This window comes from Cupriavidus sp. 2SB, from assembly GCF_005503625.1.
Taxonomy (GTDB): Bacteria; Pseudomonadota; Gammaproteobacteria; order Burkholderiales; family Burkholderiaceae; genus Cupriavidus.
On sequence record NZ_SCMX01000025.1, the window covers coordinates 52,376 to 67,043 of the forward strand.

At 65.0% G+C, this 14,668-nt stretch carries 15 protein-coding genes; 9 read left to right on the forward strand and 6 right to left on the reverse strand.

The window, feature by feature from the left end; genetic code table 11:
• Nucleotides 1-4: 4 nt before the first annotated feature.
• Together FFS21_RS14155 and FFS21_RS14160 are read left to right on the forward strand one after the other, a co-directional pair.
• Complete coding sequence (locus FFS21_RS14155; RefSeq protein ID WP_137925415.1) at nucleotides 5-733, forward strand: SDR family oxidoreductase; 729 nt, start codon at nucleotides 5-7, stop codon at nucleotides 731-733.
• An 86-nt stretch (nucleotides 734-819) separates the two neighbouring features.
• Nucleotides 820-1,416: a 2-hydroxychromene-2-carboxylate isomerase gene (locus FFS21_RS14160; RefSeq protein ID WP_137925416.1), complete on the forward strand. Its 597-nt coding sequence runs from the start codon at nucleotides 820-822 to the stop codon at nucleotides 1,414-1,416.
• A gap of 6 nt (nucleotides 1,417-1,422) precedes the next feature.
• Here the strand turns inward: FFS21_RS14160 and FFS21_RS32695 are convergent, their stop codons facing one another.
• From FFS21_RS32695 to FFS21_RS14175, 3 genes are all read right to left on the reverse strand, one after another.
• Nucleotides 1,423-2,967 carry a methyl-accepting chemotaxis protein gene (locus FFS21_RS32695; RefSeq protein ID WP_137925417.1) on the reverse strand — a complete coding sequence of 515 codons (1,545 nt, stop codon included), beginning with the start codon at nucleotides 2,965-2,967 and terminating at the stop codon, nucleotides 1,423-1,425.
• Nucleotides 2,968-3,112: 145 nt separating this feature from the next.
• Nucleotides 3,113-3,607 (reverse strand): DUF6644 family protein, encoded by a 495-nt coding sequence (locus tag FFS21_RS14170; protein WP_249359377.1) that lies wholly within the window; start codon nucleotides 3,605-3,607, stop codon nucleotides 3,113-3,115.
• A complete protein-coding gene (locus FFS21_RS14175) occupies nucleotides 3,604-3,975 on the reverse strand; it encodes a DUF6152 family protein (RefSeq protein ID WP_237380573.1) in 372 nt (123 codons plus the stop codon). Before FFS21_RS14175 ends, FFS21_RS14170 begins: the two co-directional genes overlap by 4 nt.
• Before the next feature lie 154 nt (nucleotides 3,976-4,129).
• On the opposite strand from FFS21_RS14175, the gene FFS21_RS14180 reads away from it, so the two are divergent.
• A complete protein-coding gene (locus tag FFS21_RS14180) occupies nucleotides 4,130-5,278 on the forward strand; it encodes a DSD1 family PLP-dependent enzyme (RefSeq protein ID WP_137925418.1) in 1,149 nt (382 codons plus the stop codon).
• 16 nt (nucleotides 5,279-5,294) lie between these two features.
• Here the strand turns inward: FFS21_RS14180 and FFS21_RS14185 are convergent, their stop codons facing one another.
• A complete protein-coding gene (locus FFS21_RS14185) occupies nucleotides 5,295-5,780 on the reverse strand; it encodes a hypothetical protein (RefSeq protein WP_137925419.1) in 486 nt (161 codons plus the stop codon).
• Between the two features lie 481 nt (nucleotides 5,781-6,261).
• Here FFS21_RS14185 and FFS21_RS32015 point away from each other — a divergent pair, with 481 nt between their 5' ends.
• The 5 genes from FFS21_RS32015 (at nucleotide 6,262) to FFS21_RS14205 (ending at nucleotide 11,684) form a co-directional block, all read left to right on the forward strand.
• The gene (locus tag FFS21_RS32015; RefSeq protein ID WP_171020411.1) at nucleotides 6,262-6,435 is read left to right on the forward strand and encodes a hypothetical protein; all 174 of its coding nucleotides are present in this window, start codon (nucleotides 6,262-6,264) and stop codon (nucleotides 6,433-6,435) included.
• A gap of 79 nt (nucleotides 6,436-6,514) precedes the next feature.
• Entirely contained in the window at nucleotides 6,515-8,656 is a 2,142-nt protein-coding gene (locus FFS21_RS14190; protein ID WP_137925420.1) for a phosphocholine-specific phospholipase C, read from the forward strand.
• Nucleotides 8,657-8,896: 240 nt separating this feature from the next.
• Nucleotides 8,897-9,820, forward strand: coding sequence for a LysR substrate-binding domain-containing protein (locus FFS21_RS14195; protein WP_137925421.1), 924 nt, complete (start codon nucleotides 8,897-8,899; stop codon nucleotides 9,818-9,820).
• Between the two features lie 61 nt (nucleotides 9,821-9,881).
• Nucleotides 9,882-10,910: a M14 family zinc carboxypeptidase gene (locus FFS21_RS14200; protein WP_137925422.1), complete on the forward strand. Its 1,029-nt coding sequence runs from the start codon at nucleotides 9,882-9,884 to the stop codon at nucleotides 10,908-10,910.
• Between the two features lie 15 nt (nucleotides 10,911-10,925).
• Nucleotides 10,926-11,684 carry an alpha/beta fold hydrolase gene (locus FFS21_RS14205; RefSeq protein ID WP_137925423.1) on the forward strand — a complete coding sequence of 253 codons (759 nt, stop codon included), beginning with the start codon at nucleotides 10,926-10,928 and terminating at the stop codon, nucleotides 11,682-11,684.
• A 58-nt stretch (nucleotides 11,685-11,742) separates the two neighbouring features.
• Here the strand turns inward: FFS21_RS14205 and FFS21_RS14210 are convergent, their stop codons facing one another.
• Complete coding sequence (locus FFS21_RS14210) at nucleotides 11,743-12,363, reverse strand: TetR/AcrR family transcriptional regulator (protein WP_137925424.1); 621 nt, start codon at nucleotides 12,361-12,363, stop codon at nucleotides 11,743-11,745.
• Nucleotides 12,364-12,640: 277 nt separating this feature from the next.
• A complete protein-coding gene (locus tag FFS21_RS14215; RefSeq protein ID WP_137925425.1) occupies nucleotides 12,641-13,312 on the reverse strand; it encodes a copper resistance protein CopQ in 672 nt (223 codons plus the stop codon).
• A 464-nt stretch (nucleotides 13,313-13,776) separates the two neighbouring features.
• Here FFS21_RS14215 and FFS21_RS14220 point away from each other — a divergent pair, with 464 nt between their 5' ends.
• Complete coding sequence (locus FFS21_RS14220; RefSeq protein WP_137925426.1) at nucleotides 13,777-14,652, forward strand: alpha/beta hydrolase; 876 nt, start codon at nucleotides 13,777-13,779, stop codon at nucleotides 14,650-14,652.
• Nucleotides 14,653-14,668 lie beyond the last annotated feature (16 nt).

The window sequence follows — 14,668 nt, forward strand, 5'->3', positions numbered from 1 at the left end:
ACCCATGCCCGACAAGAAAGCCGTACTCGTTGTAGGTGCTGGAGATGCGACAGGCGGTGCCATCGCGCGCCGTTTCGCGCGTGAGGGATACATCGCGTGCGTTACGCGCCGCAGCGCCGACAAGCTCGCGCCCCTCGTCGACCAGATCCGCGCAGAAGGCGGCGAAACCCACGCCTTCGCCTGCGATGCGCGCAAGGAAGAAGACACCGTGGCGCTCATAGCGCGCATCGAACGCGAGATCGCACCATTGGAAGTGGCGATCTTCAACATCGGCGCCAACGTCAATTTCCCGATCCTCGACACCACGTCGCGTGTGTATTTCAAGGTCTGGGAGATGGCCTGCTTCGCCGGCTTCCTGATGGGCCGCGAGGCTGCCCGCGTCATGGTGCCGCGCCAGCGCGGATCGATCTTCTTCACCGGTGCCACGGCCAGCACGCGAGGCCGCGAAGGCATGTCGGCCTTTGCCGGCGCCAAGCATGCCCTGCGCGCCCTGGCACAAAGCATGGCGCGCGAACTGGGACCGAAGAACATCCACGTCGCCCACCTGATCGTCGACGCGGCCATCGACACGGCCTTCATCCGCGACAACTTCCCAGAGCGCTACGCCACGCGCGAGCACGACGGCATCATCAACCCGGACCATATTGCGGATACGTACTGGATGCTGCATCAGCAGCCGAGGGATGCGTGGACGCATGAACTGGATGTGCGGCCGTGGGTGGAGCGGTGGTAGTTGCCAATTTCCTCTCCCGTTTTTAGCTCCCCTCTCCCACTTGTGGGAGAGGGGAGAAAACCGAAAGAAAATTCCTGGAGACCCCCATGCCCCACCAAGTCCACTTCTACTTCGACTTCGGCAGTCCCTATTCCTACCTCGCCTATCGCGAACTGCCGCGCATTGCGGCGCGCACGGGTTCGACCATCGTCTGGAAGCCGATGCTGCTGGGTGGTGTGTTCAAGGCCACGGGCAACCATAGTCCGATGGAGATCCCGGCCAAGAGCGACTGGTCGAAGCTCGATCTTCGCTGCTGGGCCGAGCGCTACCACGCGCCTTTCCAGCACAACCCGCATTTTCCGATCAACACGCTGGCACTGATGCGCGGCGCGATCGGTTATCAGCGCAAGGGCGAAGCCGAATTCCTCCGCTATGTGGAAGCGATCTTTGCTGCGATGTGGGAGAACGGCAGGAACCTGAACGATCCGAACGAGATCGGCAAGGTGCTGGTGGCGGCGGGATTCGATCCGCGCGAGGCGCTGGCGATGCTGGACGATCCCGAGGTCAAGGCCGGGCTCAAGCAGGCCACCGAGGAAGCCGTGGCGCGCGGTATCTTCGGCGCGCCGAGCTTCGTGGTCGATGAAGAACTGTACTGGGGCAATGACCGGCTGCTGTTCGTCGAGGAACGGCTGGCCGGTCGATAACTCACGTCAGGCCAGACGGAACGTGCCCACGGCGGCGGCCAACTGGTTCGCTTGAGATTCGAGCGAATCTGCTGCAGCCGCAGCCTGCTCTACCAGCGCGGCATTCTGCTGGTTGACCTGCTCCATTTGCGACACGGCCTCGCTGACCTGCGTGATGCCGCTGGACTGCTCCAGCGACGCCGCCGAGATCTCGCTGACCGTACTCGCCAGCCGCTGCACAGCGGATACGATTTCCTCGATCGTGCTGCCGGCCTGCTCCACCTGGGCGCTGCCCGCATCCACCTTGTTCACCGAGGAATCGATCAGCGTCTTGATTTCCTTTGCGGCGTTGGCGCTGCGCTGGGCCAGGCTGCGCACCTCGCCCGCCACCACGGCAAACCCCCTGCCCTGCTCGCCCGCGCGCGCGGCTTCCACTGCCGCATTCAGCGCGAGGATGTTGGTCTGGAATGCAATGCCGTCGATCACGCCGATGATGTCGACGATCTTCTGCGAGCTCGAGTTAATCTCGCTCATCGTATGGACCACGCCACGCACCACCTCGCCACCGCGCGAGGCCAGGTCGGCCGCGTTGCTCGCCAGTTCGGCGGCGTGCGCCGCGCTCTGCGCGTTGTTGCCCACGGTCGAAGTCAGTTGCTCCATGCTGGCCGCCGTCTGTTCGAGCGCCGACGATTGCTCCTCGGTACGCGACGACAGATCCGTATTGCCGGCTGCGATCTCGCGCGCGCCGATCGTCACGGCATCCGAACCCGTGCGCACCTTGTTCACGGTCTGCGTCAGGCCCGCCTGCATGCGGGACAGCGCGTCGAGCAACTGGCCGATTTCGTTGCGACCCGCCTTCGGCACGTTGATGGTCAGATCGCCATCGGCCACGCGCATGATCAGGTCACGCGCCTGCATCAACGGCGCCACCACCAAACGGCGCAGTGCTACGTGGACCATGACGATCAGCGCCACGGACATGACCAGTCCCACGCAAACCAGCACGATCACACGGCGCAGGCGCGACGCATCTTCTTCCATCGCCGCATCGTTCAGCTTCGTTGCGTACTGCTGAAACCGCTCCACGCCGGCCGAATACCTGGCGCCGGATGCCGTGATGTCGCGGTCGTTGATAGCCGCGTAGCCATCTGGATCGCCGTTGCGCAGCGCTTCCAGCCCGCGCTGCACCACTTCCATATGCGAACGGCCCGCGCTGACGATTTCCTCGCGCGTGGAAGCATCCTGCTGCGGCAAGGCTGCGGCCTTCTCGAATTCGTCGAGTTCGGTCTTCGATTTGCCGAGCGATTTCTCCGCGCTGGCAATCGCTTCGGCATTGACTTGGCCGCTGGCCTTGGCCGAGCTGTACGCACGCGTCAGCGCGGAGCGCACGCGGGTCATGTTCTTGTAGGCATCGTTAATCAGCAACGCCCGCGTGGAGACCGCATGCACGCTGCCGGCAGCCTGGCTGGCCGCACTCAACTGGCTGACGCCGAGCACGGCGCCAAAAACAATCATCAAACCAAAAATCACAAGCGTCGCCAGCAAGCCGTGGCGAATACTGAGGTTGTTCATCAGGGGGCTCTACTCGTAAGGGGTCCGACCTGCCTTAACGTCGCCCACCTTTAATTCTTGAGCGTCTACTCTCACACGTTTGAGTTACATCAATTTCAGCACTTGAAAGCGCCGATTGATGCACCCGAATTTGCCTGGAAAACGCCTACACATAGGCGATGAGACGCCCTGCGCAGATGACCAGGAACCACGTCAGGATCGACAGTCCGGCGCACGCGCGAGCCATCGGCGGCGGCGCACGTTGCGTTTCCCACGCGCCGTTGCCGTGCAGCCGGCGATACGGGCCAAGATGAAACCATGCGGCATTGAGCAGCCCGAGCAAAATCAGCACGAGCTTGATCAGGAAGGCGCGATTGGTGATCAGCTCATCGGCATGCGCGATGAACAGCAAGGCGCCGCTGACCACGATGCAGGCAAATCCCACCATCGACGCTGGCAATGCGTGCCGCAACAGCGTGGTCACAGGCAACTGACGCCCCAGTCCTGCCAGCCGCAGATCCACCACGACGATGGCCCCGAACAGCAGCGCCATACCGCTCAGGTGCAGGATTTCCGCAGCAGGATAGGCCCAGGGCGATGCGCGCAACCAGACCGCCAGCGGCGACTCGGCAAGCGCAGCCGCCCAAGTCGTCAGGTTCAACGCAATTCCACGGTCTGGCCACCGTCGAAGGTGATACGTTCCACGCGCATTTCGTCGCCCTTCTCCTTGCTGGCATAGCCCACCAGCGTCACCTGCTTGCCCACGGCAACTTTCTCTGCCGATGCGCCGCGCGATTCCATGCGCGAGATGGGCGCGAGGATTGCCAGCCAACGTTTGCCCTGCACGTCGATGCGGATGCTGGCGTGGGGATTCTCGTAATGGGTTTCGACGATCTTGCCGGTCACGGTCAGCGGCTTGGTCTGGTCATAGGTGGACCAGCCGTGATGTGCGAGAGCGGGAACTGCGGCCATCGACATGGCAGTGACGGCGGCGATGCGAAGAACGGAACGGCGCGACATGGCGGACATGAGCGAACTCCGGTTGGCAAACACGCTGAAGGCGGCGCCTGAAGGCGGGGGCACTCCCCTATCGTAGAGGACATGCCATGGGGCGCCAAGGCGAAGTATGCCGCACGCCGTGTTACGCTGCACTCCGCCCCAACCCTCTGTGCCCCTCCTCGCCATGTCCTTCGCCTTCGATCTGCCTCCCGCCGCGCGTATCGGCCAACCTGCCGAATCCATCGACACTCCCTCCCTCGTACTCGACCTCGCTGTCTTCGAGCGCAATGTCGAGCGCATGCAGGCGGCGGCCGACAAAGCCGGCGTGAAGTTGCGCCCGCATGCCAAGGCCCACAAGACGCCCGATATCGCGCTGGCGCAGATTGCACGCGGCGCCGTGGGCATCTGCTGCCAGAAGGTCAGCGAGGCGATACCGTTTGTCCGTGCCGGCGTGCGCGACATCCATATCAGCAACGAAGTGGCTGGCCCGGCCAAGGCCGCGCTGCTGGCCGAACTGGCCCGCCATGCGCACCTGAGCGTCTGCGTGGACGATCTCCGCCAGATCGACGCGCTCGCCGCCGCCACGCAGGCTGCCGGCAGCCAGCTCGATATCTTCGTGGAAGTCGATGTCGGCCAGGGCCGCTGCGGCGTGGCCGATGGCGATGCGGCATTGCCGCTGGTCGAACGCATCGCCGCACATTCGCAGTTGACGCTGCGCGGCCTGCAGGCGTACCACGGCGGCATCCAGCATCTGCGTGGCTGGGATGAGCGGCGCGAAGCCGCCGCACGCGCCGCGGACCGCACCGGCAACGCCGTCGCGCGGCTGGCTGCGGCGGGTGTGCGCTGCGACGTGGTCACTGGCGGCGGCAGCGGCAGCGTGGAATTCGACCTGTCCAGCGGCGTCTATACCGAGATCCAGCCCGGTTCGTACGTGTTCATGGATGCCGACTACGGCAGCAACGCCTACACCGGCACGATGCGCTTCGAGCACGGCCTGTTCATCGCCACGGCCGTGATGAGCGTGGCAGCAGGAGATCGCGTCGTCGTGGATGCCGGCCTGAAATCGATGGCTGTCGATTCGGGCCTGCCGTGGATCTGGGAGAAGTATGCACCGTCAAAGTCGTTCGACTACGTGGCGGCCAACGACGAGCATGGCATCGTCAGGCCGAAGCAGGAAGGTGCTGTGGACGCGCTGCCGCCGCTGGGCAGCCGCATGATGCTGGTGCCGGGCCATTGCGACCCGACGCTGAATCTCTATGACGAACTCGTGGGAGTGCGGGGTGGTGTCGTGGCGTGCATCTGGCCGATTTCGGCGCGCGGACTGAGCCGCTGAATGTCGCGTTAGATCACTAAGCCAGTTGAGCGGCCAGTTCGTCGAGGTTCGCCGGTGTCCACGCGGCGCCGGTCCATCTTTCGAAGCGCAGATCCTCGACCGGGATCGAGGTCAGCGTACCGAGCCAGTCGGTCGGGGCGGCACCGCAGCGCAGCCCGCTGGCTACCATCGTCATGGCCTCGGGCACATCGATGTCCGCCACGCGGGTCACCGTCGGCCAGGGCAGCAGGCGCATGTCCTGGGCCGGCAGGCCGAACCGGTACAGCCCGAACCGCGCGTGCAGCGCCGCGCGCGACATCGTGTGCCGCGCGCGGTCCAGCGCGTCATCCTTGGTGGCCGATGGGTCCCATTGCTGGTTGCGCGAAAACCACAGGATCTCCTGCTCGCCCAGGCGCGGAACCTCCGCGCGGGCCGCGGCCGGAATCAATTGCCCCGAACGCGCGATGGCCGCCAGCGGCGTGCCGACCGTGTAGTGCCAGACGTAACCAGTTTCGTTGTTCATAGTGCAGCTCCTGCAAACGTCCCTTCCGCCTCCAAGAGTGGTGGCGGATTGCCCCGCTTACAAGAAAGGTCACGGCGCATTGCGACCGCAACAAAGATGGCACATGGGGGTTGGCAACCGCTCCCATCGCCCTGCGAGCCAGCACTGGCGCGGATCTTCGTAAATCCGCTGCCGCGCTGGCTTCGCGATCATTGTGTGTATTTTGAGTGAGACGTCTAAAACCTTAGCACAGCGACTGGTGCATTGCAGCATTTGCCGTCATCGACATGGCTCGATACGTGCGCCACGCCACACCTGCCCGATTATCGCAATGGGCGCCTTGAAGAAACATGGACAGTGCCATGGATGTTGCCAGGGGTGACAAAGAATACCGATACCGGCATCGGGATTCTTGGGGCGGATGTCACATGCTGTGACTTTCGGGTGGCTTACGCTGCGTCCCGCATCGCAACTCGCCATGCTCCCCCAAGAGACACCCACAATGACCGAAGCCACCCGAACCTTCGCACCGGCCCGCCCACTGGGTCTGCTGGCTGCCCTGCTGCTATGCACGGTGCTGACCGCCTGCGGCGGCGACAACGATAACGGCACGCCGACTACCGCCCCGACCACTACGCCCGAGGCCAAGCCGCAAGGGGTGAAGTGCGCGCCCTGAGGCGCCGGCGCTCCCCCTTTCCGACATCGCCAATCCGCTACAGAACAGCGCTTCAGACCTTCCAGGGCAGACCGAGAACATGACTTCCAGCCGCCGTAACTTCCTGAAAATGGCCGGTGGCAGCGCCGCCGCCACCGCCGCGCTTGCCGCCTTCCCGCCGGCCATCCGCCGCGCACTGGCCATTCCGGCCAACAACGCCACCAAGTCGATCCGCGACGTGGAATACGTCGTGGTGCTGATGCAGGAAAACCGCTCCTTCGACCACTACTTCGGCACCATGAACGGCGTGCGCGGCTTCAGCGACCGCTTTCCGATTCCGCTCGCGGGTGGCCGCACCGTCCTTGAACAGACCTACGCCACGGGCAACACCAACCGCGTGGTGCTGCCGTATCACCTCGACCAGACCCTGGGCAACGCCCAGCGCGTCAGCGGCACGCCGCACAGCCAGCCCGACGGGCAGGCCGCCTGGGATCTGGGCCGCATGAGCGCCTGGCCGACATCGAAGAAAACACAGTCGATGGGTTACTACACGGAGCAGGAACTGGGCTTCCAGTACGCGCTCGCCAACGCCTTCACGCTCTGCGACGCCTACCACTGCAGCTTCCACGGCGGCACCAACACCAACCGGCTGTTCCACTGGACCGGCACCAATGATCCGTTCGGCAGGAATGGCGGCCCGGTGATCGACAACAGCGGCGACTCGCTGAACGCCACCGGCATCAACTACACCTGGACGACCTATCCGGAGCGCCTGCAGTCCGCCGGCGTGACCTGGAAGGTCTACCAGAACATGCCGGACAACTACACGGACAACCCGCTGGCCGGCTTTGCGCAATATCGCGCGGCCAATGCGGCCAAGGGCAATGCCATCGATGGCGCGCCCTATCCGCCGTACACCGCCGCCGACGAAGCCGTGAGCCCGCTCTACAAGGGCATTTCCAACACCATGCCGGATGGCGGCTTCGTGCAGGCGCTGCGAGACGACGTGGCCGCCGGCACGCTGCCGCAGGTCTCGTGGGTCGTGGCACCGGCCACCTACTCCGAGCACCCGGGACCGTCGAGCCCGGTACAGGGCGCGTGGTACACGCAGCAGGTGATCGACGCGCTGACGTCGAACCCGGATATCTGGAGCCGCACCGTCCTGCTGATCAACTTCGACGAAAACGACGGCTTCTTCGACCACCTGCCCCCGCCATGCGCCCCGGCGCTCGATGGCAAGGGCCTGCCGGTGGGCTACACGTCGATGGATGCTTCCCCCGAGTACTACAGCGTGGACAAGACCCCGTTCGGCCCCGGCCCACGCGTGCCGATGTACGTGGTGTCGCCGTGGAGCCGTGGCGGCTGGGTCAACTCGCAGGTGTTCGATCACACCTCGGTGCTGCGCTTCCTGGAACAGCGCTTCGGCGTGGCCGAGACCAACATCAGCGCATATCGCCGCGCTGTGATGGGCGACCTGACTTCGGCCTTCGACTTCGTCAATCCGAATGGCAATGTCACGGTAGGTGTTTCGTTCGACAAGGCCAAGGCCGACGCGGATCGCGCCGCGCAGGACGCCAAGACGCAGATTCCCGTGCCGACCGTTGCCGCCCAGTCGGTGCCGGTGCAGGCCAAGGGCACGCGTCCGTCGCGCGCCCTGCCCTACACGCTGCACACCAGCGGCGTGGAAGAGCCGGCCACCAACTCCTTCCTGCTGCGTTTCAAGAACGACGGCAAGCAGGCCGCGGTGTTCCACGTCTACGACCGTCTGAACCTCAGCGATGTCCCGCGCCGCTACGCGCTCGAAGCCGGCGTGTCGCACGACGCCCGCATCGACGTCAGCGCCGATAACGGCCGCTACGACCTCTGGGTGCTCGGCCCCAACGGCTACCACCGCGCCTTCCAGGGCGACGTGACTGCACAGAAGGCCGCCGGCGGCGGTGCTGCACCGGAGATCCAGGTCTGCTACGACGATGGCCCCGAGCCGAAGGTCTGGCTCACGCTGATCAATCGCGGCAGCGCCACCTGCACGTTCACGGTCAAGCCCAACGCCTACCGCACCGACGGGCCTTGGTCGTTCGAAGTACCGGCCGGCAAGAGCCTGGACCAGGGCTACCCGGTGAAATCGCAGGCCAACTGGTATGACTTCACGGTGACCACGCAGCAAGGCGGTTTCAATCGCCGGTTTGCCGGGCGGCTGGAGAACGGGGTGCATACGACGTCGGATCCGGCGATGGGGGTTTAAGCCCCAGCATCTCTCCCGCTGATGGTTTTCTCCCCTCTCCCGCGAGCGGGAGAGGGGCGGGGGAGAGGGCGAGCCGTGCAAATTGCTACGCGGTCGGCAAGCAGAACCTCCAGCCCTCTCCCCCAACCCCTCTCCCACTGCGTGGGAGAGGGGAGCAAACACGCGCACAACCCCACCTTCTTCCCCCTGTCACATTCCCGCCTTACAGTCGCCGGCTGACCTTGTTCTTCCGGAAGCTCAATGCTTGGCGATCTGCTCATTACGTTCTACGAAGTGGCACGACAGGGCAGCATCACCACGGCGGCGCGGCAACTGCGCCTGAGCCAGCCCACGGTCACCGGACGTATCCGCCAGCTTGAAGAGCTCTATGGCGTGGAGTTGTTTCATCGCCGGTCCGGCCGGGTGGACCTGAGCGATGTGGGCGTGGCGCTCATGCCCCTGGCCGAGCAGATCCTGCAGCAGGAGAGCAATGCGGACTTCCTGCTGCGCAATGCCGGCAACCTGCGCATGGGCAACCTGCGGATCGGTGCTACCGGCCCCTATTACATCCTGCGCAGCGTGGCCGCGTTTCGGCAGCGCTATCCCGCCATCGAGATCAGTATCGAGATTGGCAATTCGCGGCAGATGATCGAGGCGTTGTACGAGTACCGCATCGACGCCGCCGTGTCCTCGCACGCGCTCGACGACGATCGCCTGCACCGCGTGACCCTGGCCGCCGATCCGATGGTGCTGGTCGTGCATCCCGTGCATCCGCTCGCCCGTCGGCCCCGCGTGGAGGTGGCCGAACTGGCGACATGCCACCTGCTGGTACGCGAACAGGGCTCGATGACGCGCGAGGCCACAGAGTCCGCGCTGCTCGCCGCCGGGGCCAGCCTGCCCTCGCACACCGTCATCGGCAGCCGCGAGGCGATCTGCGAAGCCATTCGCCACAACCTCGGCGCCAGCGTGATGCCGGTAGGCGAGGTGCCGCGCGATCCGGCGCTCACCGTGGTGCAGTTCGCCAGCAATGCGCCAGTCATCCACGAATACCTGTACTGCCTCAACAGTCGACGCGACACCAGACTGCTGAGCGCCCTACTCGGCTGCCTGGTTACCCCCGGCAGTGTCGCCAGCCCCACGGACCTGCGTGGCGAGGTGCCGCCGCCAGCGCCTATATTGAATTGACGTCCGTCCGCGCCCCCCTTCGCCCTCACGCCTCCACCAGACACCTCCCACTGACGATGCAATGACCGACCCGGGCCGCCCCAGCTTTCCCGAGTACGACCAGTTGCTCACGCTGCTGGAGCTTGGCGCGCCATGGTTCCAGACCGAGTCCGCCTGCCAGGTGGATGTCCGCGGCCACACCTTCGATGTCCACGTAGCCAGCCTGGGCACCCGCTCGCCCGATGCACCGGCCATTGGCATCTTCGGTGGTATCCACGGACTGGAACGCATCGGCACGCAACTGGTGCTCGACTACATGCGTGCGCTACTGTGCCGGCTCAGTTGGGACGAACTGCTGCACCGGCAACTGGAAACGGTTCGGCTGGTGTTCATGCCGATCGTCAATCCCGGCGGCATGTACGAAGCCACGCGCGCCAATCCCAACGGGGTGGATCTGATGCGCAACGCGCCCCAGAACGCTGACGACCGTGTGCCATTCCTGGCCGGTGGACAGCGGCTTGGCGCCTGGCTGCCGTGGTATCGTGGCCGCGCCGGCGCGCCGATGGAGGCCGAGAGCCGCGCGCTGCTGCGCGTGGTGGAGACTGAATTGTTGCCCCGCCCGCTCAGCTTTGCGGTCGATTGCCATTCCGGCTACGGCTGGCGTGACAGCATCTGGTTCCCCTATGCCCGCACGCACGCGCCGATGCCGCATTTCCCGGAGATGTACCTGCTGAAGACGATGTTCGAACAGGCCCACCCCCATCACGGCTATGCCTTCGAGCCCCAGAGCCACCAGTACCTGCTGCATGGCGACCTCTGGGACTACGCCTACGACCGCACGCCGCCCGGTGGCCTGTTCCTGCCGATGACGCTGGAACTGGGCTCGTGGCTCTGGATCAAGAAGAATCCCCGGCAACTGTTTTCACGGGCGGGCATCTTCAATCCGATCAAGGCGCACCGCACGGCGCGCGTGCTACGGCGCCATGTGAGCCTGTTCGACTTTCTGGGCCGGGTGGCCGTGGCGCCCGAGCGCTGGCTGCCACACGGCGACCATCGCAATCAACTGCTGGCGCAGGCGCGCGCGCACTGGCGCGGCAGGCCCGCACCGTAGCGCCTTCGATCCACCATGGGACGTTGGATATTCCTGCGCGGCCTGACCCGCGAATCGCGTCACTGGGGTGACCTGCCCGCACGATGGGTGCAGCACGGGCTTGGCCAGCCGCTGCTGATCGACCTGCCCGGCAATGGCGATGCCCGCCAGCAACCGGTGCCCGGCACGGTGCGCGGCATGGCCCAAGCGATACGCGATGCGGCACACGCCTCCGGCACAAGCGGGCCATGGCATATCCTGGCCATGTCACTGGGCGCGATGGTCGCCACGGACTGGGCACAAACGCACCCGGAAGACCTCGCCAGCCTGGTGCTGATCAATACCAGCATGCGGCCGTTCAGCCGTCCCACGCAGCGGCTGCGGCCACAGAACTGGGCTGCGATCCTCGGCATGGCACGTCACTGGCACGACCGGGTCCGGTGCGAGCGCACGATCCACCGGCTGACCTGCGAGCGGCTGGATACGCGCGATGCCGACCTTGCCCGCTGGGTCGAGATTGGAGAAAGCGCCCCGGTCACACGCGATGCCGCATGGCGCCAGCTACTGGCGGCGGCGCGCTTCCGCGCGCAGGACGTGCCGCCGCCCTGCCCCACGCTCATCGTCGCTTCCGACGTGGACCGGCTGGTCGATCCGCGATGCTCGGCGCGATTGGCAGCGGCATGGCAGGCCCCGCACGTCCGGTTCGCCCGGCATCCGTGGACCGGCCACGATTTGCCGCACGACGATCCGGCATGGCTCTGCGATACCGTCCGCGCGTTCCTGCCACGCCAATAAAAAACCGCCGGAGACCCGAGGCCGTCCGGCGGTTGCTTCCTGCGTATGGCTGAGTGACTTACAGCGAGCCGCAGGTGACTGGCGACTGCGATTCCAGCAACGCCTTCGCGCGGTGGTTGCACAGGGCGCCCAGCAGCGTCTCGGCGGCCGCTTCCAGACGCTCTTGCGTACCGAACAGCCGCGCTGCGATCAGGCCGCTCTGCAGCGAGCCGTAGATCACCTGTGCCAGCATGGCGGGCGGCACCGGGTACGGCGTCTCGCGCTCCTTCTGGCCGCGCTCCAGCAGTCGGGCCAGCCATGCCTCGTTGATGTGATAGAACTCCTTGAGCACGTGATGCACCGATTCCGGCAGGCTCAGGATTTCGGTGGACAGCATGCCGGCCAGGCAGATCTGGCCCGAGCCGCAGGTCTGCCGCAGCGGATCCAGATACTGGCGCGCCTGCTCCAGCACGGGCAGGCTCTGGTCGATGCCCGCCAGCCGCGCCGAGATCCTGCGGCTGTATTCCTGCACCGCCTCCAGGACCAGGTCGTCCTTGGAAGGGAAGTAATAGTGGATGCTGGAGGTCTTCACCCCCACGAGTTCGGCCAGGTCGCGATAACTGAAGCCGTTGAAGCCGCGGCTGCGGATCAGGACCAGTGTGTGTTCGAGCAGTTGCTCGCGGACGGGTTGCGTTTTCATGGTGGGTACTTTATCTACACGAAGATAGATACTCAACCGGGAATTTCCCGGAGTCAATGCCGGCGCCGATCACAGCACGCCCTGCACCGCCAGCGTGATGGCTGCACCACTCACGGCGCACAGCGCCAGCCAGCCGCCCAGAACCAGGGCATCCTGCCCGATCCACGTCTTCATCTTAGTGCTGCCTCAAAAAAAACAGACGTGCGCCCTTTTGGGACGCCCGTCTGTGCCGGAGTCATCGTCAGATCATGACGACGTTTGAAACCTTGGCCGTACCTCAGACCAGTGCGCCGTCGGTGAAGACGTCGATCGAGCGGGCACCGTCGCTGAAGCCATCGCGGTTGCTGATGCGGGCACCTTCGGTGTACACGTCGCGGTTCGAGAGGCTGGCAACCAGGCCATCGCGGTTGCTGACGCGCGCACCATCGACGAACGGGTTGCGCGGAGCATTGCCACGGGCGCCTTCGGTGTACACATCGCGGTTCGACAGGCTGGCTACGAGGCCATCGCGGTTGGTGACGCGGGCACCGTCAACGAACGGGTTGCGCGGTTCATTGCCACGGGCGCCTTCGGTGTACACGTCACGGTTCGACAGGCTGGCGATGAAGCCATCGCGGTTGGTGACGCGGGCACCGTCAACGAACGGGTTGCGCGGAGCATTGCCACGAGCGCCATCGGTGTACACGTCACGGCTGGACAAGCTGGCAACCAGACCGTCGCGGTTGCTGATGCGGGCACCATCGCTGAAAGCATCGCGGTTTCCGATACGGGCACCGTCCGTGAAGGCGTCGCGGTTACCGATGCGAGCACCGTCAGTGAAGGCGTTGCGTTGATCGTTGACGCGGTAGCTGTAACCGTAGGCTTCGCCACGGGGTTGTGCGGCCTGGGCAGCGCCCGTAACGAAAGCGGCGGCGAGGGCGGCGGCGGTGATGATGGTCTTGGCGTTCATGATGCTCTCCTTGCGGGCCGGGCGATCCTGGATTGGGCGGATCGGGCGGCGGGTCTGTGCTGCAGATCGAGCGGTCTTTCTTTTGGTCCTCGTTGCTATCTACTGCTAGATAGAGGACCAGGGCTAAAAAAAAGACCGCCTCCGGTTTCACTGCCTGGTGTTGCGTGGACCTTTCTGCTTCGGTTCCGTACCGTTTCTGTCTCGGTCCGGAGCGCTGCGTCGCTGTCCATGGCGTGAATACTATCTACCTATAGATAGACAATCAAGGAGAATTTCGTAGAACTACGAGAAAAGATTTCTATGGGGAGGATTGAGTTTGCCTATTTCATCGGTAACCCGTTGATTTTTCTAAGCTTTCCATAGCCTTTCCGCCAATTTTCGCTTGTTCGACCTCCAGCACAAACTTTCTTTTACGCAGGCGAGTGCTACGGTTATCACATACGGACCCCGCCTACCGTCGCGCCATGCCCTCCTCGCTCGATCCCTCCGACGTGCAACGCTCCGGCTGGCGCTGGGTGGCAGGCGCATTCGGGCTGGCGGGACTGGCGGCTGCCGCATCCTTCGGCCGACTGCTGCTGTACCGCGCCGTGGAACGCGAGGCGTTCATGCCCAGCCCCATTGGCACGCTGACACCCGATGATCTCGGCGTGGTCTCCCGACAGTTCACGTTCCACAGCGGCGACAGGACCCTGCAAGCGTCGTGGGTGCCGGCTGCGCAGCCGGGCGCCCCGGCGCTGGCCGTCTTTCATGGTGATGAAGAAAGCCTGGCCGACTGGGCGCCGGTGCAGGCGTTACTCCATGCGGGCGGGATCAGTTCATTCGTGTTCGATTACAGCGGCTATGGCAGCAGTACCGGCACGCCCAGCGTACGGCGACTGCGCGAGGACGCTCTTGCCGCCTACCTGCAGTTTCGCGAGGCGGCGTCGGGTGCCAGTCGGCACTACGTGATGGGGTATTCGCTGGGCAGCGGGGTGCTGCTGGATGTCGTGGCATCGCTGCAGCCACAGCCGGACGGCGTGGTCGTGGGCGCCGGGTTCTCGTCGGCGCGCGCCGCTGCCGTGGCCACGGGGCTGGTATCGCGCTGGATCGCCTGGGCGCTACCCGATCCGTGGAACAACATCGCCCGGGTGCGCAAGGTGAAGCTGCCGGTGATGCTGGTACACAGCCGGCTCGACGCCACCATTCCGTTTCGCCACATGCAGCACATGGCCCGGGCGATTCCGGGCCCGAGCCGGCTGGTGGTGTTCGAGCAGTTGCCGCACAACGCGGCCATCGAGCCCGCTTTCATGAAGACGTTCTGGGCGCCGGTGACCCGCTATCTCTCGAGCGGCAAGCTGTAAATGTGAAGCTCGGCTT

Coding starts and splice junctions, on each gene's coding strand:
- FFS21_RS14155 (WP_137925415.1), top strand. CDS start 5: ATGCCCGACAAGAAAGCCGTACTCGTTGTAGGTGCTGGAGATGCGACA.
- FFS21_RS14160 (WP_137925416.1), top strand. CDS start 820: ATGCCCCACCAAGTCCACTTCTACTTCGACTTCGGCAGTCCCTATTCC.
- FFS21_RS32695 (WP_137925417.1), bottom strand. CDS start 2,967: ATGAACAACCTCAGTATTCGCCACGGCTTGCTGGCGACGCTTGTGATT.
- FFS21_RS14175 (WP_237380573.1), bottom strand. CDS start 3,975: ATGTCCGCCATGTCGCGCCGTTCCGTTCTTCGCATCGCCGCCGTCACT.
- FFS21_RS14180 (WP_137925418.1), top strand. CDS start 4,130: ATGTCCTTCGCCTTCGATCTGCCTCCCGCCGCGCGTATCGGCCAACCT.
- FFS21_RS14185 (WP_137925419.1), bottom strand. CDS start 5,780: ATGAACAACGAAACTGGTTACGTCTGGCACTACACGGTCGGCACGCCG.
- FFS21_RS32015 (WP_171020411.1), top strand. CDS start 6,262: ATGACCGAAGCCACCCGAACCTTCGCACCGGCCCGCCCACTGGGTCTG.
- FFS21_RS14190 (WP_137925420.1), top strand. CDS start 6,515: ATGACTTCCAGCCGCCGTAACTTCCTGAAAATGGCCGGTGGCAGCGCC.
- FFS21_RS14195 (WP_137925421.1), top strand. CDS start 8,897: ATGCTTGGCGATCTGCTCATTACGTTCTACGAAGTGGCACGACAGGGC.
- FFS21_RS14200 (WP_137925422.1), top strand. CDS start 9,882: ATGACCGACCCGGGCCGCCCCAGCTTTCCCGAGTACGACCAGTTGCTC.
- FFS21_RS14205 (WP_137925423.1), top strand. CDS start 10,926: ATGGGACGTTGGATATTCCTGCGCGGCCTGACCCGCGAATCGCGTCAC.
- FFS21_RS14210 (WP_137925424.1), bottom strand. CDS start 12,363: ATGAAAACGCAACCCGTCCGCGAGCAACTGCTCGAACACACACTGGTC.
- FFS21_RS14215 (WP_137925425.1), bottom strand. CDS start 13,312: ATGAACGCCAAGACCATCATCACCGCCGCCGCCCTCGCCGCCGCTTTC.
- FFS21_RS14220 (WP_137925426.1), top strand. CDS start 13,777: ATGCCCTCCTCGCTCGATCCCTCCGACGTGCAACGCTCCGGCTGGCGC.